The organism is Micromonospora sp. DSM 45708 (assembly GCF_039566955.1).
GTDB lineage: Bacteria > Actinomycetota > Actinomycetes > Mycobacteriales > Micromonosporaceae > Micromonospora.
Genome location: NZ_CP154796.1, coordinates 1817934 through 1837291 on the forward strand (window position 1 = coordinate 1817934; position 19358 = coordinate 1837291).

Genomic DNA, 19358 nt, shown 5'->3' on the forward strand with positions numbered 1-19358 from the left:
CACCATGGGGAGCGTTGCCCGACGCGCCCTCACCGTCGGTCTGGTCGCGCTGCTCGCCGCCGCGGTCGGCGGGCAGATTCCCGCCCAGGCGCAGCGCCCGGCCGGGGCTCCCCACCTTGAGCCGCAGCGGTATCCGTCCGCCCCGCTGCATGAAGTCAAGCGGACCAAGCCGACCACGGACGCCGGCGCCGCGCAGGTGAAGCGGCCCGCGCCGGTGTGGCCGAGCGCGTCTGCCGCCGAGGTGGCGTTGCCGGCGACCGCCGCTGGCGAACGATCGACGAAGGTCGCCGCCCGGGCCGGCACCCTTCCGGTGACGGTCCGGCCCGCCACCGGTCCGTCGACGGCTCGTTCGGCCGCATCCACTCCCGGCAAGGTGCGGGTGGAGGTGCTGTCGCGCACGGAGACCGCTGCGGCCGGGGTGAACGGGTTGCTTCTGCGGGTGGGTCGCTCGGACGGAACCCGCTCCGCCGGGCAGGTCGAGATCGGCGTCGACTACGCCGCCTTCGCCACCGCGTACGGTGCGGACTGGTCGTCGCGGCTGCGGCTTGAGCGGCTGCCCGAGTGCGCGCTGACCGCCCCCTCGACCAGGGACTGCGGGCCGGTCGCGTTGGGCTCGCGCAACAACGTCCGTACCCGGACGGTCTCGGCGACCATTTCGGCGGCCCCGGTGAGCCGGGCATTGTCACCGGCGGAGGCCAAGCGGCTCGGCGTCGCTCCAGCCGCCGCCAGTGCGGGGACACTTGTCGCCCTGACCAGCGGTCCGTCCGGCGGGGCGGGTAGTTTCACCGCGTCCAGCCTCAGCCCGTCCTCTTCGTGGGGCCACAGCGGTGCCACGGGTAGTTTCCAGTGGTCCTACCCGATGCGCACGCCGCCTGGGCCGGGTGGGCCGTCGCCCTCCCTCACCGTCGGCTACTCGTCCCAGTCCGTGGATGGCCGGCATGCTGCGTCCAACAACCAGCCGGGCGCTTTCGGTGAGGGCTTCGACTATTCTCCCGGCTTCATCGAACGCCGTTACAAGGCATGCTCCGACGACATGGGCGGCAACGCCAACAACACGGTCAAGACCGGTGACCTGTGTTGGGGGCCGGACAACGCCGTGATGTCGCTCAACGGCAGTTCGGTCGAACTGCTCAAGGGCAGTGACGGCAATTGGCATCCGCGCAACGAGGACGGCTCGAAGATCGAGTTGGCCACCACGCCCGCCTACAGCAACGGCGACGACAACAACGAGTACTGGAAGGTCACGACCACCGACGGCACGCAGTACTGGTTCGGCCGCCACCAGTTGCCGGGATGGTCGTCCGGGAAGCCCACGACGAACTCGGTGCTCACCGTCCCCGTGTACGGCAACAACCCGGGTGAGCCCTGCAACGCCGACACGTTCGCCGCCTCCGACTGCAACGGCAAGCGGCAGGCCTGGCGCTGGAACCTGGACTACGTCCAGGACATCCACGGCAACACCATGTCCTACTGGTGGGCCAAGGAGACCAACTACTACGCCAAGAACAAGGTCACCTCGACTCCGGTCGTCTACGACCGGGCTGGCTACCTGACCCGCATCGACTACGGCAGCGACAACCGGGACAACAATGAGTACGCCGCCTCCTCGCCGTACGTCGAGAACGTCCCGGTCCGCATCGACCTGACGAACATCGACCGCTGCCTGGCCAACTGCACCACGAAGAACGACACCACCTGGCCGGACACCCCTTGGGACCAGGAGTGTCTCTCCTCCACCAAGCCCTGCCTCAACGGGTCGCCCACGTTCTGGTCGGCCAAGCGGACCACCGAGGTCCTGACCAAGGTGTGGAAGAGCAACGCGTACCAGAACGTCGACTCCTGGACGTTCCGGCAGTCCTTCCCGGACCCGGGTGACGGAACCCGCGCCGGCCTGTGGCTGGAGGGCATCACGCACAAGGGCCTTAACGGCGGCACGGTCACCGCGCCGGAGGTGACCTTCGAACGAGTCCAAATGCAGAACCGGGTCGACGCGGCGGGCAGCGACTGGGCGCTCGCCATGAACTGGCACCGGGTCAAGCAGATCAACCTGGAGACCGGCGGCAAGATCTTCGTCACCTACAGCGACCCGGAGTGCGTCAAGGACAGCAAGATGCCCTCGAAGAGCGCGCTGGACAGCAACACGCTGCTCTGCTATCCGGTCAAGTGGACGCCACCCGGTTACACCGACAAGGTCACCGACTTCTTCCACAAGTACGTGGTGAAGGAGGTGCAACAGATCGACGAGGTCGGCGGAGCAAGGCCGGTGCGCACCGCCTACGACTATCTCAACGACAACGACGAACCGCTGTGGCACTACGAGGACGACACCGGCATCACCCCGGACGACACCCGTACCTGGTCGCAGTGGCGGGGATACCCGACGGTCGTCACCTACCTCGGTGAGGGCGTCGACCGCACCAAGACCGAGACCCTGTACTTCCGCGGCATGTACGGCGACAAGCTCGCCTCGGGCGGCACCCGCACCACCAAGGTGCAGGGCAGGGAGGGTGGTCCGGCCAACGACTACGAGCACTTCGCGGGCAGCCCTCGGGAGACCATCACCTGGCTCGGATCCACGGTCCTCGCCGCCACTGTCAACGACATGTGGCGCTCCGACCCACCGACCGCCACGCGTTCCGGCACACCGGTCGCGGAGGCCCGGTACGCCCGGATCGGCGCAACGCACGCCCGCGGGGCAACCGACGGCGGTGTCCGGCGGACCACGACCACCACCAGCTATGACGAATTCGGCATGCCGACCGACGTCGAGGACGGCGGAGACGACAGCAAGACCGGCGACGAAGCATGCGTGAAGACCGAGTACGGCCGTAACGCCACGAAGTGGTTGCTCGACCCGGTGCGGCGGACGCACGGCTGGGTGGGCGGGTGCGGCACCACTCCCACCGCGGAGAACCAAATCACCGCGGACACCCGCTTCAGCTTCGACTCGCAGGCTTACGGTGCGGCGCCGACCAGCGGTCTGGCGACCGCGGTGGAGACGATCACGGGCTTCAGCGGCGGAACCCGGACGTACAAGAAGGTGTCATCGGCCACCTACGACGCCTACGGGCGGGTCGACGCGAGCTTCGACATCGCCGGGGAGAAGACCGACACGGACTACGTGCCGGCATCCGGCGGGCCGGTCACGCAGGTCATCACCACGAACCCGCTGTTGTGGAAGAGCACCGTCAATCTCGACCCCGCCTTCGGTGTGCCGGTGAAGACCACCGACCCCAACAACCGGGTGACTGAGATCACCTACGATGCCATGGGTCGCACCACCGCGGTCTGGCTGCCCAACCGTGACCGCGCCATCTACGGGTCGGCACCCTCGAACAGCTACAGCTACACCCTGTCCAAGTCGCAGCCCTCGTTCATCACCACCAAGGCGTTGAACGCCGGCGGCGGCACCGACACCTCCTACCTTCTTCTCGACGGTCTGGGCCGCCCCCGGCAGGCACAGGAGTCGGCGTACGGCAGCGGCCGGATCCTGTCCGACACCTTCTACGACGCCGCCGGTCGTATCTACAAGGAGAACGCGGCCTACTTCGACGCCGGCGCCATCGACACCACCATCATCAAGTTCCGCGACGACAAGGACGTGCCCAGCCAGACCAAGACCCTCTACGACACGGCCGGCCGCCCGATCCACTCACTCCTGCTCGGCACCAACGCCGGCGTGCAGGTGGAGAAGGCCCGGACCTCCACGACCTACCACGGCGATCACACCACCGTGACGCCGCCGACGGGTGACGCGGCCACCACGGTGTGGACGGACCTGTACGGCCGGACCGAGAAGCTCTGGCAGTACCACGGTCCCACCGCGACCGGGACCTACGACGAAACCAGCTACACGTACCACCCGGTGGGGCAGCTGGCGACCGTCAAGGACCCGTCCGGCAACACCTGGTCCTACTCCTACGACATCCAGGGCCGGCCCACTTCCACCACCGACCCGGACACCGGCACGTCGACCAGCAAGTACAACGACCTGGGCGAGCTGGAGCGGACCACCGACGCCCGCCCGGACACCCCGGACGTCTGGTACACCTACGACCGGATGGGGCGGCTGGCGACCACGCGCGAGGGCAGCCTGACCGGCCCGAAGCGGACGGAGTTCACCTACGACTCGCCGATCAAGGGCGCGACGAAGTCCGCTTCGCGCTGGATCGGCATCGAGGAGTACCGCAGCGAACTGGTGTCGGTGGACAAGATGGACCGACCCACCCAGACCAAGCTGACACTGCCCTCCTCGCAGGCCGGCTTCTGTGGCATCGGCGCGGTCACCTGCACCTTCACCTCGAAGGCCAGCTTCCTCGCCGACGGGTCACCCAACACCCTCACCATTCCGGCGGCCGGCGGGCTCAGCGAGGAGGTCCTCAACTACCAGTACGACAGCACGTACGCGCTGCTGGACAAGCTCGCCACCAACTACGGTGACGCCAGCTACTACGCGATCGAGTCCAAGTACACGAACCTGCACGAACTCAGCCTCATCACCCGGTCCACCCAGTTGACGGGCACCAAGTCTGTCCAGACGAAGAACACCTTCGACGCGGCTACCGGCCGTGTCAGCAGCGGCACCGTCCAGCGTTCGACCGCTCCGGTGCCCGTGTCGAACACCTCATACGAATACGACGCCAGCGGCAATGTCCTGAAGGTCGACGACAACTCCGGTGCCCGCCCCCGCGACACCCAGTGCTTCGCCTACGACCACCAACGCCGACTGACCGAGGCTTGGACCCCGGCCTCCTACGACTGCGGCGCGAAGCCGCAGAACGAGTCGGAGTTGGGTGGCCCGGCACCGTACTGGCAGCAGTGGTCGTTCGGCGCTCCGGACGACCCGCAGGGGCGCGTCGGCAACCGCCTGACCCAGATCGAGCGCGGCACGCCGACCGGCACGGTCACCACCTCCTACTCCTACCCGGCGGCCAAAGCGGCGCAGCCGCACCGACTCGACGGTTGGAGCAGGACCGACAACACCGGCACGACCACCGGCTCATACACCTATGACGAAGTCGGCAACATGAAGACCCGCCCCGGAAAATCGGGGCAACAGACCATGAGCTGGGACGTCGAGGGACGCCTGGCCTCGGTGACGGACAGCGCCGGAACCAACTCCTACATCTACGACGCCGGCGGCAACCGGCTCATCGCCACCGACCCCACCGGCAGCACGCTGTTCCTCGGCGACCAGGAGGTGCGCAAGAACGGCACCAACGGCCAGGTGAGCGCCACCCGGTACTACGGTTTCAACGGCGAGGTCATCGCCCAGCGCACCGTCACGGGCATCACCTGGTTGGCCAGCGACCACCAGGGAACCTCCCAGGTCAGCATCGCCAACGACACCAACCAGACCATCACCCAACGCCGCCAGACGCCCTACGGCGCCCCGCGCGGCGCCGCGGTCACCTGGCCGAACCAACAGGGATTCCTCAGCGGCTACCAGGACCCCACAGGTCTGACGCACCTGGGCGCCCGGGAGTACGACCCGTCCATCGGGCGGTTCATCTCCGCCGACCCGATCAACGACATCGGCAACCCGCAGCAGATGCAGGCGTACGCCTACGCCTCCAACAATCCCACCACCTACGCCGACCCCAGCGGCGAGATCATCCCCGAGTACGCGGGGATCGACACACCCAAGGGCCTCTGCCCGCGCACTATCGACGGATACGCCTGCCAGGACGTTGTCGAGAAGTACAAGCCACAGTCGACCCGTCGTGACCCCGGGCTGTTCAACAACAAGGTGTTGCACGATGCGGCGGGGGTGGTGTCCTGGGTGCCGGTCCTCGGCTCGGGAGCCGACGCTGCCGATGCCGCCCTCTATCTCCACGAAGGCGACACGAAGTCGGCCGTCGTCACGATGGCTCCAGGACCGCCGGTCTGCAAGTTCGTGAAACGGGCCTGCAAGTGGGTCAGTGAACAGCTCGGCAGGAAGGCGGAGAAGAAGGCCGCCAAAATCTTGAGCAAGGAGGCGTTGGAACGCCTCACCCCCAAGATCAACCCGCGTCAGGAGATGGCCGAGATGGCCATGCTCAAGGCCGAGGCGCGGGCCAAGGATCTCGCAAAGGTCAAGCCGAAGGCACCACCCGCTCCCGCGAAGAAACCGGACCCGGGCACGAAGGGCAAGCCCGCAACCAAGAACACCGACGCGCCGCCGGAGAAGTCGTGCAAGCACAGCTTCGCCCCCGACACCCCCGTTCTCATGGCCGACGGGGAGAGCAAACCAATCGCCGAGGTCGCCGAAGGCGAGGAGGTCCTCGCCTATGATCCGGCGACGGGTACCACCAGCGCGGAACCCGTCGACGCCGTCCACATCAACGAGGACGAGGCGCTGACCGATCTCTCGGTCCGAGACGGTGAGGGCAAGTTCGTCACCCTGCACACCACGCAACACCACCCCTTCTGGAGCGAGAGCCGCGACCGGTGGGTCGAGGCGGCCGATCTCCAACCGACGGAGGAGTTGTTGTCGCCGGACGGGGTCGCCGTCACGGTGGCGAAGGTCGACAACTTCAACGGGCAGCGAACGATGCACGACCTCACTGTCCGTCGCGTCCACACGTACTATGTGATGGCCGGACGCGCGCCTGTTCTTGTGCACAACTGTGACGTGATGCCGGTGCGCGATTTAGCCAAAAGTGACATGTCCCACCCGCTGCGTGATGACAAGCTGATCCAGATAGAGGCACTGGACGACTCTGCCCTGTTGAGGGCTGTCAACACCCCCAGTGATGGGACTGCCGTACTGATCACTAAATCCAGAGACCTGCTGATGGATGGGCATCACCGCGTCGCGGAGTTGGTGCGCCGGGCTGGTGCTCCGGATAGTACAATTACATGGGATACTCGTGTGCGTGTTGACGTATTTGAGCGCGACTTACGCCGCTTCCCCTTCGAGCGGCGGCAGTCGATCGGTAGCCTATTCCCAGAGGAGTAGCTGTGATTCTCGATCTTGACGACCCGCGCGTAGGCGCATATTTGGTCGACGCTGAGGAGCTTCGACGCATCAATGCGGAGTCATTCAAATACGGATGGGGTGCCCGGTGGAGCGACGAAGCCAGGCTGATGAATGCGATTGATCAGTCTGCCAGGCACGTTATCGTGCCGCTCCTAAAAAATGGAGGCAAACCGGATTCTTTTCGATGCTACCTGTGGTACTTGCTTCCCCGCTCTAATGAACGGATGTGTGCTCTAGTCGACGTCTCCGCGGATCTGCTGGATACGCTTCAGCGGATGGATCGGCGCGAGTTGGAAGCACTGGTGGCGATGCTGTTCTCCGGGCTTGATATTTCGCCGACAGAATAATAATTCCGGGCCAGCGCTTGAGTAGATCAGCGGCCCCTGCGTCGAAACGATGCAGGGGCCGTCTGAGTTTAGCCCATTGGACGAGCTCCCCGTTCCAAGTGAGGAGGCAGCCAGGCTGAGGTCGACCGGCCCGGCCAGGTCGTGCCCGCCGGATGGCCAAGCTGCTGAGTGACCAGGGGATTCGAGCCGGATCCGCAGGTGGAGACTAACTTGATCTTTAACCCGTTCGACGGGGACGGGGATTCGCCGTCTTCGTTTTCTTAAGCGTCTTTCCGGGCAAGGGCAGTGTTGAGGTTGGGCGGTCAATGAAGTGGCGCGGACTTGCTGCAGCCAGGAAAGGCGCAATAGCCGTTGGCGCCCTGTGTGTAGGGGTGTCGCTGGCCGGTTTTCGTTGATGCTCGCGCGGTGGGGCGGTGTTTAGTGTTTGAATTCAGTCCGGTGGTCGGACCAAGCTTGTTCGGCTGTCGGACTAGCGCTGGTTCTGTGGTCGGACCAGTCGGCGGCTGTGATGGAATTCGCAGTCGATAGGTTGGCCTTGGCTTTCTTGCTTCGGGCTTCGTCCACTTTTGGTCTGTGGCGCACGACCCAGCCCAGCTCTTCGAGTTCGTTGAGCCAGACGGCGATGGTGGAGCGGGCCATGCCTGTTGCCCGTTCCAGGTCTGTCAGGCTGAGGGAGAACTGCGCAGGGATTACTGCGGTTGAGTGATCCGACCATGTCAAGAGTGTGAGGATGAGGTGGCGTCCGGAAGGGCCGAGGGGACACTCAGCATCTCGAACTGCGCGTTCTATTGCCCATCGCTCTGCCATGCGTACGCCCTCCCGTCGCCACGCGCTGTCGTGGAAGCTCTGGTGTCATCCGGCACCTAAGAGGGCATCTGATCTCGGTTGGCGAGGTTGGTCCGATTAGGTGGTTTCGTTTCGCCAGGTTGGGGTGGATTCTCCGGTGAGGTAGCGGCTCATTGTGTTAGCCATGGCCCAGTGGATCATCGTCCGGGTGCGGTGCGGGAGGGTCTCGTAGTCGCGGACGAGTCGTCGATGCTGCATGAGCCAGCCGAAGGTTCGTTCCACGACCCACCGGCGTGGCTGGACGTGGAAGCCCTTGCCTGCCGGGCGGGGTACCACCTCGACGTCGATGCCCAGCCGGGCGCCGTGCGCCCGGACCGCGGTGTTGGAGCCGCCGTCGACCCACGCCTTGACCACGGTCGGATGGTCGGCCGAAACGGTGTCGAGCAGATGCCGGCCGCCGGCGGAGTCCTGGACCGACGCGGCGGTGACGATCACCGCCAGAAGCAGACCGAGGGTGTCGGTGGCGATGTGCCGCTTGCGTCCCTTGATCTTCTTCGCGGCGTCAATGCCTTGGCTGGACTCAGCGATGTTGCTGGAGGTCTTCACGCTCTGCGAGTCCAGGACCACCGCCGTCGGGCTCCCTCGACGTCCTCGCGCGACTCGGACGCGTTCCCGCAGCAGGTCGTGGATGCGCTGGGTGGTCCCGTCCGCCTCCCACTTGGCGTAGTAGTCGTACACCGTTTTCGCCGGCGGAAGGTCATGCGGCAGGTACTCCCACGCGATCCCCGTCCTGGCCACGTAGAGGATCGCGTTGACGATCTCCCGCAGGTCATGCGCCGGCCTGCTGATCCCCAACCCCACCCGCGCTGCCCGCCACGCGGTCAGGACTGGCTCGATCAACGCCCACCGCTCATCCGACAAGTCCGACCGATACCCACGCCGCTGCACACCCACGCCGCAATCAACGACCCACAGCGGCCCACGCCACGACCGAACGTGAAATAACCGCTACACGGATCAGATGCCCTCTAAGCCCCGTGACGGTAGAAGCGCGTGGGTCTGCTGCACCGATAGGCGACAGTTTCAGTCAGGCGGCCTGACTGGCCGGTCGGGTCATGATGGTCTCGTACTCGATAGGGGTCAACCGGGACAGGGATCGTTGGCGTCGGCGGCGGTGGTAGGTCCGTTCGATCCAGGTCACGATCGCGGCCCTCAGTTGCTGCCGGGTCGTCCAGGTCCGGCGGTCGAGGACGTTGTTCTGCAGCAGGCCGAAGAACGACTCCATGGCGGCGTTGTCGCCGGCGGCGCCGACTCTGCCCATCGACCCGATCATGTGGTGCTGGTTGAGGGCACGGACGAACTTCCGGCTGCGAAATTGCGACCCGCGGTCGGTGTGCAGCACGCAGCCGGCCACGTCACCACGACGGGCTACAGCGTTGTGCAGGGCGTTGACCGCCAGCCTCGACTTCATCCGCGAGTCGATGGAGTACTGGCTGGCCCATGGCAGAGCCGTCAAATGACGGCCGCGCCCGAGAACGCAGAGGCCGACGTGTGGTCGGGCATGAGACGCTCTCGGGGGCTGAACATAGCAATTCTTGAAGCCGGATTCTGTCCATCATGGCGCGATGACGATCTGCGTAATCGGCGTCGTTTCGCGTGGGGTTACGGTATCGATCACCCCACCGACACGAACCCTCGTCCCTACGGTAGGCGGGTCGCGTTGCGCGACTGCGATGTAGTGGGCCTGTGATCGCACGATCGGCGTCAGCATCAGCGCTTGGCAGGAATTTGTTGCTGGGAAGTCAGTACTGTCTACGTCAGCAGATCGTGGGCAGGACGTCGTCCCAGGCTGTCAGCTCGGCGATGAGCTCCTAAGCGGCACTGAGCGCCGGCAGGAGCAGTTCGCCCGCCTCACCATCGAGGACGGGACGGTCGAGCGCGGCGCGATAAGCGCGGGACAACTCGGCGCGGTGAATCCTCGGGCGGTGGGGCGATGTTTGGTGTTTGAATCCGGTCCGGTGGTCGGACCAGGTTTGTCCGGCTGTCGGACGGATCACCCTACGTGCCGCGGGGAGCAGCCCGAGGTCATCGTGTTCGACAACCTGATGGACGGATCACCCCCGCGGCGCGGGGAGTAGCTCGGGTACAGTCCGGAAAGATCTTGGCTTAGAGGATCACCCCCCGCGTGCGCGGGGAGCAGCAAGGAGTGGGCCCGCTGGACCTGCTCCCCGCGCACCGGGGGGGTGATCCCGTCGCCGCGGCGCCGGCGATGCCGAGGGCGATCTGCTCCCCGCGCACGCGGGGGTGATACCCCGGCTGATCCCGGTCTCGGCCCTTGCCAAGGCCCGTCACCCGGACGTTCCCGCCGAGTTCGCGCAGGCCGCGGCGCGTCGTGGGCGTTGGCCGCGCTGGCACTGCTCCTCGCGGCCGTCGTCCTCGGCCGCGGGACGCTGCCATGGTGGGCAACCGCTGGTGCGGTGATCAGCCCGCTGGCCGCCACGGCGCTGCTTGGGGCGTACCCGATGATGTCGGTGGTGATCTGCGCGGCCACCAGCCTGGCCGCGGGCCTGGCGATCCGCGAGTCGGTACCGGTGTGGAGCGCCGCGCTCGGCGCGGCGCTGTTCGTGATCAGCCTGCTGGCCGGGCACCGCGCCCCGCGTCCGATGCCCGCGCTGGCCGTGCTCGGCGTCGCCGCACTGCTGGACGTTGCCTACGGCCTGGCGGCGGGTGGGGGGCCGGTCTGCTCATGCTCGCCCTGGTCGTCGCCCTGCCGTGGGCGCTCGGGCGCATCCTGCGCCAGCAGAACCAGCTCGTGGTGCTCAGCGCCGAGCAGGCCCGGCTTCAAGAGCGCGCGCATCGCCCACGACATGCACGACACGCTCGGGCACGAGCTCAGCCTGCTCGCGCTGCGCGCCGCGGCCCTGGAGATGGCGCCCGAACTGGACGATCGGCACCGGGCCGTGATGCTCAAACCAAGGCATCGCGGGCTTCAATCGATCTTCGCGGGGAGGCCGAGCCGGCCGGATGGGCCGAGCCACGCCCTCACACTCGCAACTGGCGCTCGTACGCCCGAGGCGGGTGGCCGTCGTTCGGTGACGGCCACCCGCCTCGGGCGGGTTGGTGTGCGACAGTCCGGCCGGTGCTGCCTCAGCATCGCGGTCGGTCGGGCCGGTCGGGTCCTCCCCTACCAGCGCCACCAGTAGTAGAGGGAGTTGTTGGCCGAGCGTGCCGGCGGGGCGCCCCAGCCCTGCGACCAGTTGGTTTCGTAGTAGTTCTTGTAACGCTGGTAGTAGCTGCCGCTCACCACCTGGTGGACGTTGCTGTGTTCGAGTCCCTGGTTCGCGTCGTAGCGAAGATAGTGGCCGGCGGTCATGCCGAGCGCGGACTCGGTTGAGATGGTGTCGTCGTCGTCCGAGCCGATCAGGGTCCAGTCGGTGCCCTGTGCTGACTGCGGACTCTGGTAGAGCGCGTTGAGCAACGCGGAGCCGGGGGACATCTCGACGCACTGCCGGTATCCGTAGGTGGCCGCGCAGGCGCTCGCCCGGTTCGTGCCCCGGTGTGGCGTGCCGATGGTCACGACGTCCTCGATGTAAAGGTACGGGGGCCACCCGCTGCCCTTGGCGGCCACACCGGTCAGCGCCGAGCGGACGATGAGTCCGCCCATGGAGTGAGCTATGACGTCGACCGAGATGTTGTTCTTCGAGAAGGAGGTGTAGATGTTCCAGGCCAGGAGGCGACCCAGCTCGTAGATGGAGACATCACGATCTCCGTTCTCCCGGATGACCGTGTTGCAGCCGTTGTCGCCCTTGTAGAAGCTCACCGTGTGGTACGAGCCCTTCCAGCCCCACGAGCGCATGGCATCCGCCGTCGGCTTCCAGTAACCCTCCCAGCAGTGGTGGCCGGGATCGCGCCCGAGCAGGTCGAAGGTGAACCCGGGCACGAAGTAGACAGGTTCGTTGAAGCTGTCGTCGCGAGCGGGCGCCGCGTGCGCGGCAGCGCCGGCGCCCACCACTCCCACGACCGTAGCCAGTGCCGCTGTCGCGACGAGCGCCAACATTTTCTTCAGCAAGTCTGACCTCCGAGGGGTGGATGATGATGATGGTCTGCTCATCGCAGCACCGGAGGCGGAAGGAACTCAATGCGTCGATGCGTGCGGAACCGTGCCGAACAGCCTCGGACGCGGTATCTGAACCCGCTGGTCAACGCATTCTCCAGGTATGAGTCAGGACTGTCGTGAAAGGACGGCTGGTTGTGCCGACTACTCCACCGCCGAGTCCCGATGAGGTCAGCAGCACCGCGGAGTTCGTCGCGGCCCTACGCCGATTGAGAGACTGGTCGGGGCAGACCTATCGGCAACTCACGCGTCGCGCGCAGACTGCCGGCGACATCCTGCCCCCGAGCACGACGGTGACCATGCTGAGCCGCCCCAGCCTTCCCCGAGAAGAGTTGGTCTCGGCGTTCGTCCGGGCTTGCGGGCTCGACGAAGCCGCTGCCGCTCGTTGGGTAGCCGTCCGTGGTGCCCTCGCGTCCAACTCCACCTCCGGCGGGGGCACACCGCCGATTCCACACGAAGGCCGGTGGCGCGCTCCCGAACGCGACGTCGTTCCGGCCATGCTGCCCACGGACATCGCCGATTTCACCGGACGCGAAGAGCACGTCACGGCGTTGTGTCAGCATTTGCTGGGCCTGGATCAGGACACCCGTCGTCACCATGCCACGCCCGTCGCGACCATCAGCGGTATGGGCGGCGTGGGCAAGACAACTCTCGCAGTGCACGTCGGGCATCGGCTGACCGCGGCGTATCCGGATGGCCAGCTCTATGTGAACCTGCGTGGAGTCGAGACGTCACCGCTGCGGTCCGGCGACGTACTGGCGAAGTTCCTCCGCGCGCTGGGCGTGGACAGCCGGATGATTCCCGCCGACGAGGCTGAGCGCGCCGAACTGTTCCGTACCCACCTCGCCGGCCGGCGGGTGCTGCTGTTGCTGGACAACGCCGCCAGCGAGGAGCAGGTCCGACCCGTCATCCCAGGGACCGCGACATGCGCGGTGTTGATTACCAGCCGATCGCGGCTGGCGGGCATCGAGGGCGCGCGGCGAGTCGACGTGGATGTGTTTCCACCGGCCGCCGCGCTGCGGCTGCTGGCCGCTGTCGCCGGGGGCGACCGAGTCACCGCAGAGCACCTCGATGCGATGCAGATCGTCACCCTGTGCGGCGGGCTACCGCTCGCGATCCGCGTGGCTGGGGCCCGGCTCGCCGGCCGACCCGCCTGGCGTCTCGGACATCTGGCGACGATGCTCGACGACGAGCGACGACGCCTGGACTGGCTGGCAACCGGCGACCTGGCCGTTCGCGCCTCGTTGACGTTGAGTTACCAAGCGCTCGATGAGCGGGCACGTGGGCTGTTGCGTCTTCTGAGCGTCTTCGACCTGCCGGACTTCCCAGCGTGGTTTGTCGCGGTCGTGCTCGAGGAAACGCTGGCGAGCGGTACCGCACATGCCGAGGCGCTGGTGGACGCCCAACTGCTCAATGCCATCGGCACCGATGTCTGCGGCCAGCAGCGGTACCGGATTCATGATCTGGTCCGGCTGTTCGCGAGGGAACGCGCCACTGAGGAGGAGACCGGCGAGGCCGTGGTGGAGGCCCTGCGTCGTGGTTTCGGTGGGTGGCTCGCCGTCGCCGAGCGGATGGCCAGGCACATGCCGGGGCCCTGCTACGCGGCGATCAGTGGTCCGGCCCGGCGCCCGCTGATGGACTGGTCCCACCCGGACCTGTCGGCTCCCGATCCAGGACTGTGGTTCGACGCCGAACGGGCGACGCTGCTCTCCACCATCCGGCAAGCATGCGTGCTCGGTTATGACGACGTCGCGTTCGACCTGGCCGGATGCATGGAGAAGTACTTCGACGTGCGCGGCATGTACCGCGACTGGGCCGACGTCAACGCCGAGGTCATGTCCGTGTGCCAGGCCGCGGGCAACCGCCTGGGTGAGGCGGTCATGCTACGCGGACTCATCGACCTCACCACGTGGATCGACGACCGGCCGTCCGGCGACGCCATGTCCCGCCAGCATGACGAAGCGGCGCGACTGCTGGAGATGTTCACCCAGCTGCGGCACGAGCCGGGCATGTCCGACGCCGCGGTGATGTGTGCGTGGGCACTCGTGGCCGCCGGCGACCATTCCGCAGCCGCTGCCCGTGCCAGAGAGGCTCTGCAACTCGCCGAACGGTCGGATCATCGAGGCGGCCGGATCCGAGCTCGCCTCGCGCTGTCCCTCATCAGCTACGAGCAGGGACGATTCGCCGACGCCGCGTTGCTCACCGAGATGCTCGACGAGGCACGTGCGTTGAACAATCCGCGCTGGGTCGCGACCGTACTGCAGTTCGCCGGCACCGCGCTTGCCGATCTCGGTCACTTCGTACGCAGTCACCAGATGCTGCACGAGTCGCTGAGCATCGCCCAACGCCACGGCGACACCTACACCGAGGTGTTCACGCTTGTCGGCTTGGCCCGCCTCTACCTGCGGCGGGGAGCGTCGACAGCACGGGAGACGGCCGAGGCGGCGGTGAGGCTCAGCCGCGCATACCACATGACCCACCACCTGGCCGAGGCGCTGCTCCTTCTGGGCGAGATCGAGTTGACCGAGGACCACCCCGCGGAGGCGATCGACCGCCTGGAGGAGTCCGTCGCGCTCTGGAGGACACGTGGCTGGCATTCGCTGCACGCCACGGCACTCGAACGCCTCGGCCACGCCTACGCGCGCACTGGTTCGCCAGCCGCCCAGCAGGCGTTCGACGAGGCCCGCGCGATCTCCGCCCGCCTCGTCACCGCCGAGCATGCCTCACCACCGACTCTGCTGCCCCCGCCGGACGCGGACTGAGCCCCGACCGGAGAGCGAATCTGGCGTAGGGAGTGGTCGCCCAGCAGCGGGCCAACTGTCGGAGGGCGCGCGGTCAGCCGCGTTCGGTGGTGTTCCGAACACAGCCGAACGCAGAATCCGTTGTGACGCTTCTCGTCAGCTGATGCGATGACCACACATCTCCGAACCGCCCTCTTCGAGAGGAACGTGATCACGTGCGAATCACCACAGGGCTGCGGCGCGTATTCGTGACCGCTTTGGTCGTCCTGCTCAGCCCGGTCGTACTCGTCCAACCGGCGCACGCCGACGCGGAACGCTGCGTGGACAACTGGAGCGGCAACCTGTGCCTGCAAACGACCAACTCCGGTGCCACCGTGTCCAGGGCCAAGGCCATCCTGAGGTTCCACTCCTGGCAATGCGGCGGCACGTACGGGACGGACCGGTACGACACCGACATGCACTTTACGCTCTGGGGGACCCGGAGCAACGGTTCCAGCTTTGCCATGAGCGGCTCGGGTGCCTGCGACGTCAACGGCACATACGCCCGCGCGGCGGAGGCGGAGTACAAGACCTTCGTCGTCAACACGACGTTCAAGTCGCGGTCCAAGCTGTGCCTGCGGGCCGACTTCCAGTCGCCCACGTCCGGCGACGACAACTACGCCTGCTACATCGTGCCGTGAGCAACGTTCCCCCGTACGGAAGGAAGGTCACCTCATCATGCGTCTGACGGCGCGCGTCGCGACGGTGCTCTCTTTGGCTGCTGCAGCCGTGGCCACGGCTGCAGCGCCGGCCGCGGCGGAACAGCGGACGGCATACTGCGGCGACACCTATGGCCCTGATAAAGGCTGGCACCAGTGTGGGATCGCGACATTCGACGACCCCGGCAACATCGAGAAGATAACGGTCATGGACCAGAACAGGGACGGTCACAGCGTTGTCGCCGTCTGGCAGAACCAGTCGACCGGTGCGTACAGCAACGTGTGGCACGTCGACGGCGTCGGGAACAGCACGGTGGAATACGTCGACTACCTCGCCGAGGGCACGCCGGTGCGCTTCAAGGTGTGTGCCGGCGAAGGCGGCAGTCTGCAGATTCTCAGTTCGACCTGCAGCCAGTGGATTAGCCTCACCGCGTAGCCCATCCGGAGGAGCACCCCTATGCGCTACCAACATCGTCTTGCCGCCCGGCTCGCGCTCGTCGCCACCGGGATCGTCGCCACCCTGCTGCTCGGCGCTGCCCCGGCATCCGCCGCGGAGGGCGACATCAGGGTCAGCAACTCGTCCTCGCCCTACAGCGAATGCTGGTACGACGGATTCGACGGCAGCTGGAGCGGTGACGCCAGCTCGTCCGGTTCCAGGATCACGTTCAACATCTGTTGGAGCGGTAACCATGCCGTAGTCGACGGCGCGGTGTATGACACCGCACCGGACGGTCGGGCGGGCCGGGCCTGGCTGCAGTACCAATACTGGAACAACCCCATCGAAGGCTGGCGTTGGCACGCGCCGGTCCTGCTCGCCACCACGTCCGGCGGCCAGGGTGCCGTGCGGTACTTTAGCGGCAACAGCGACCTGCTCAATGTCCGCAACTATCAGATCAGGACCTGCGCCGGGCCTGGCACCGACCGGTGCAGCAACTGGCGATAGCCCGTTACCTCCAGATGTCTCCGGCCGAGACGCCTTCACCGCCCGGCTCGGTATGACGCGTCCCCGCCGTACGGCTGACCGGGGGTCGTCGCCGAGCCGGGCAGTGTCGGTGAGATGTCGGGCCCGTAACTCTCGTTCTGTGTGCCCATGCCTACCTCGCCGTCACCGCCGCGCAGGCACCACCCGACCCTTCGACCACATCCATCGATGGTCACGATGGCGACGCCGACACCAATACCGCGCCAGAACAGCCCACTACCAGCGAAGACACCAACTTCACCAGATGCGGCTGGAGTACCAGGATGCGGCCCTCGCACCGTGACGGCGGCCATCCGCAGTGCGCGCTCTCGCCGTGGTCGTCTGGCCGGTCCGGGTCATGAACCGCATGCTCTCACGACCCGATCGCCGGCCCCGCGGGGCCGGCCGCCACCTAGACCGGCGCGTGCCCGAGCTACAGCCGTAGATCGCGTCGCCGGTATCGGCGCAGGCCGGTCACCACGGCAAGGGCCGCTGTCGCGGATCATGGCGGCCATCGCGGGCCAGGCCGGCACCGCCGAGGGCACGGCCGCGAGATGGGTGTACGGCGACAGCCCGCCCACCCAGCCCGGCGCGTCGACGCTGTCGGCGACGACCGTGAGCAGGAACCCGCCGACGGTCGGCACCACGCCCCACGCCACCACACCCTGCGGCGCGTGACCGACAGCGAGGACCGCGGCGGCGAGACTGAGCAGCGCGACCGGCAGGACGTTCCAGGTGCCGGCGAGCGCCACCGGCAGCGGCAGGGCCGCGCCAACCAGAGTCGTGCCCAGCCACGCCGCCGCCCCGGCGACGGCGACGAGGACCGCCGCGCCCGCCGCGGTTGTGAGGAGCTCGGCGCCGAGCAGTCGGGTGCGGGTCGCCGGCCCGGCGTACAGCAGGGTCAGGCGTCCACTGGTCTCCGCTGAGGCGAACGCGGCGAGACGGACCGCGGTGAACGCGCCGACCGGCGACCTCGGCGAGTTGGTGGGAGCAGAGGAAGACCGTCTGCCCGTTGTCGCGAGCGACCGCGACAGCGCGCCGGAACTGGACTTCCATCAGGGGATCCAGGCCGCTGATCGGCTCGTCGAGAACCAGCAGCGGGGCGCGGGTGGCGAACGCCGCGACCAGGGCGACCTTCTGCCGGTTGCCGGTGGAGTAGGCGCGGGCCGGGGTGGACAGGTCGAGGGCGAAGCGTTGCACCAGCTCGTCGCGGTAGGCGCGGTCGACTCCCGGCCCGGTGGCGGCGAGCAGTTCCAGGGTTTCCGCGCCGGTGAGCTGCGGCCACAAGGCCACGTCGGCCGGCACGTACGCCAGCAGCCGGTGCGCCGCGGCGACGTCCGCCGCGTCGGCGTCGAAGATCCAGGCCCTCCCGGCGGTGGGCCGGGCCAGGCCGAGCAGCAGCCGGATCGTGGTGGACTTCCCGGCGCCGTTGGGGCCGAGGAACCGAACACCTCACCGGCCGACACTGCGAGGTCCAGCCCGTCGAGGTCCAGCAGCCGCCCTTAGCGTTTGGTCAGGTGCTGGGTGCTGGGTGCGGATGGCGGGTGCGGCCACGGCTGCTTCCGGTCGACGACGTGTCACCACTGCCGACCAGGCTTCCCGGCGCACCGGACCTCACGGTACGCCGCTATGTCACGCCCGAACAGAGCAGCACGGCCGGTCTGCCGCTCGCTGCCGTCGCGCCCTGTCCAACTTCCCGGCCTGGCGGGTCGCCGGCGCCGCGGTCCGCGCCGACCTGCGCGGCCTGGCCCCCCTGGTCGGCATCCAAACGGAATACAGCCTGGCCGAACGATCCGCCGAGCGGGAGCTGTTGCCGATGGCGCAGGCTCACGGTCTGGGCATGGTCCTCTACTCCCCGCTGGCCGGAGGCCTGCTCACCGGCAAGTACCGGCAGGGCCAACGAGGCCGGCTGACCGCCCGAGGCGACGCGATCGAGGGCACCGCGCAGCGCACCGCCATCGTCGATGCCGTACTGGCGGTCGCCGAGGAACTCGACGCCAGTGCGGTCCAGGTCTCCCTGGCCTGGTTGCGTCACCGGGCCGCACTGGCCACCACCGCCCTGATCCCGATCGTCGGCCCGCGCACCCTGACCCAGCTGGAGGAATACCTGACGTCTCTCGATCTCGACCTCGGCGAACAGCACTACCGACACCTGGACGAGGTCAGTGCGATTCGGCCCGGAACCCCGCACGAGGACGTCACCGCCGCACTGAACAACGGCGTCGACGGGGACCGCACCCTGCTCGACTCCCCCCTCATTCCCGCCATCTAGGGCGTACGATCCGCGCCGGCGGCGGCCCGGGACTGTCGTCGCTGTGCGGGTGGGCGTCCAGCAGGCGTGGCAAGGAACCAGCGAACCCGTCCATGGAGTCCATGGGTCTGCTGCACCAGCAGGTGACAGATGTAGTCACGCGGCCTGACGCGGCCGACTCACCGCCTTCGGCATCACCCAGGTCGTCCTTGCCGTCGGCGCCCACGCCGGACTGCCCAGCCTGCGCCTGCACCGGCTGCGCCACACCTACGCCACCCGTCTCCGGCAAGGTGGCGCCGACCCGCCCCAGGCTCAAGCCCTGCTCGGCCACGCCTCCCTCGACGCCACCGCCCGCTACTTCCGCGCCGGCGCCGCCGAACAGGCCGCCCTCGTCGAGCGCATCTTCGACTGAATCCACCACGGTCACGAACTACTTAAGTCCACGACCCCCGGGTCTGAGGCCCGGAAGGTCGTGGTGGTTAGCTCCAAACCGCAAGGC

Annotated in this window: 14 protein-coding genes and 2 pseudogenes; 10 read left to right on the forward strand and 6 right to left on the reverse strand. The window is 67.4% G+C overall.

Annotated elements, in window-relative coordinates; genetic code table 11:
* Positions 1-4: 4 nt before the first annotated feature.
* Together VKK44_RS08505 and VKK44_RS08510 are read left to right on the forward strand one after the other, a co-directional pair.
* Positions 5-6940, forward strand: coding sequence for a polymorphic toxin-type HINT domain-containing protein (locus VKK44_RS08505; protein WP_343446300.1), 6936 nt, complete (start codon positions 5-7; stop codon positions 6938-6940).
* A 2-nt stretch (positions 6941-6942) separates the two neighbouring features.
* Positions 6943-7308, forward strand: coding sequence for a hypothetical protein (locus VKK44_RS08510; protein WP_343446301.1), 366 nt, complete (start codon positions 6943-6945; stop codon positions 7306-7308).
* 417 nt (positions 7309-7725) lie between these two features.
* On the opposite strand, the gene VKK44_RS30950 is transcribed toward VKK44_RS08510, so the two are convergent.
* The 3 genes and pseudogenes from VKK44_RS30950 to VKK44_RS08520 all read right to left on the reverse strand — a co-directional run.
* On the reverse strand, positions 7726-8115 hold the full coding sequence (locus VKK44_RS30950; RefSeq protein WP_458351624.1) for a helix-turn-helix domain-containing protein: 390 nt from the start codon (positions 8113-8115) through the stop codon (positions 7726-7728).
* 96 nt (positions 8116-8211) lie between these two features.
* Positions 8212-9042: an IS5 family transposase gene (locus VKK44_RS08515; RefSeq protein ID WP_343447718.1), complete on the reverse strand. Its 831-nt coding sequence runs from the start codon at positions 9040-9042 to the stop codon at positions 8212-8214.
* Between the two features lie 139 nt (positions 9043-9181).
* Positions 9182-9583: pseudogene (locus tag VKK44_RS08520) on the reverse strand (transposase); the annotation flags it as partial.
* Between the two features lie 910 nt (positions 9584-10493).
* On the opposite strand from VKK44_RS08520, the gene VKK44_RS08525 reads away from it, so the two are divergent.
* On the forward strand, positions 10494-11297 hold the full coding sequence (locus VKK44_RS08525; protein WP_343446302.1) for a histidine kinase: 804 nt from the start codon (positions 10494-10496) through the stop codon (positions 11295-11297).
* On the opposite strand, the gene VKK44_RS08530 is transcribed toward VKK44_RS08525, so the two are convergent.
* Positions 11279-12106: an esterase/lipase family protein gene (locus VKK44_RS08530; RefSeq protein ID WP_343446303.1), complete on the reverse strand. Its 828-nt coding sequence runs from the start codon at positions 12104-12106 to the stop codon at positions 11279-11281. The genes VKK44_RS08525 and VKK44_RS08530 overlap by 19 nt on opposite strands.
* 221 nt (positions 12107-12327) lie before the next feature.
* Here VKK44_RS08530 and VKK44_RS08535 point away from each other — a divergent pair, with 221 nt between their 5' ends.
* The 6 genes from VKK44_RS08535 (at position 12328) to VKK44_RS08560 (ending at position 17534) form a co-directional block, all read left to right on the forward strand.
* Positions 12328-14970: an ATP-binding protein gene (locus VKK44_RS08535; RefSeq protein WP_343446304.1), complete on the forward strand. Its 2643-nt coding sequence runs from the start codon at positions 12328-12330 to the stop codon at positions 14968-14970.
* A 194-nt stretch (positions 14971-15164) separates the two neighbouring features.
* The gene (locus tag VKK44_RS08540) at positions 15165-15629 is read left to right on the forward strand and encodes a hypothetical protein (protein WP_343446305.1); all 465 of its coding nucleotides are present in this window, start codon (positions 15165-15167) and stop codon (positions 15627-15629) included.
* 37 nt (positions 15630-15666) lie between these two features.
* Positions 15667-16083, forward strand: a complete 417-nt coding sequence (locus VKK44_RS08545; protein ID WP_343446306.1) for a hypothetical protein — start codon at positions 15667-15669, stop codon at positions 16081-16083.
* Positions 16084-16104: 21 nt separating this feature from the next.
* Positions 16105-16590: a hypothetical protein gene (locus tag VKK44_RS08550; RefSeq protein WP_343446307.1), complete on the forward strand. Its 486-nt coding sequence runs from the start codon at positions 16105-16107 to the stop codon at positions 16588-16590.
* A gap of 522 nt (positions 16591-17112) precedes the next feature.
* Entirely contained in the window at positions 17113-17286 is a 174-nt protein-coding gene (locus tag VKK44_RS08555) for a hypothetical protein (RefSeq protein ID WP_343446308.1), read from the forward strand.
* Positions 17283-17534, forward strand: coding sequence for a hypothetical protein (locus VKK44_RS08560; RefSeq protein ID WP_343446309.1), 252 nt, complete (start codon positions 17283-17285; stop codon positions 17532-17534). Before VKK44_RS08555 ends, VKK44_RS08560 begins: the two co-directional genes overlap by 4 nt.
* A 106-nt stretch (positions 17535-17640) precedes the next feature.
* Here VKK44_RS08560 and VKK44_RS08565 read toward each other — a convergent pair.
* A pseudogene (locus tag VKK44_RS08565) lies at positions 17641-18015 on the reverse strand (ATP-binding cassette domain-containing protein); the annotation flags it as partial.
* Between the two features lie 130 nt (positions 18016-18145).
* Between VKK44_RS08565 and VKK44_RS08570 the strand changes: the two are divergent.
* Complete coding sequence (locus tag VKK44_RS08570) at positions 18146-18880, forward strand: aldo/keto reductase (protein WP_343446310.1); 735 nt, start codon at positions 18146-18148, stop codon at positions 18878-18880.
* On the opposite strand, the gene VKK44_RS30955 is transcribed toward VKK44_RS08570, so the two are convergent.
* Positions 18864-19286 (reverse strand): hypothetical protein, encoded by a 423-nt coding sequence (locus VKK44_RS30955; RefSeq protein ID WP_458351625.1) that lies wholly within the window; start codon positions 19284-19286, stop codon positions 18864-18866. The genes VKK44_RS08570 and VKK44_RS30955 overlap by 17 nt on opposite strands.
* Between the last annotated feature and the right edge of the window lie 72 nt (positions 19287-19358).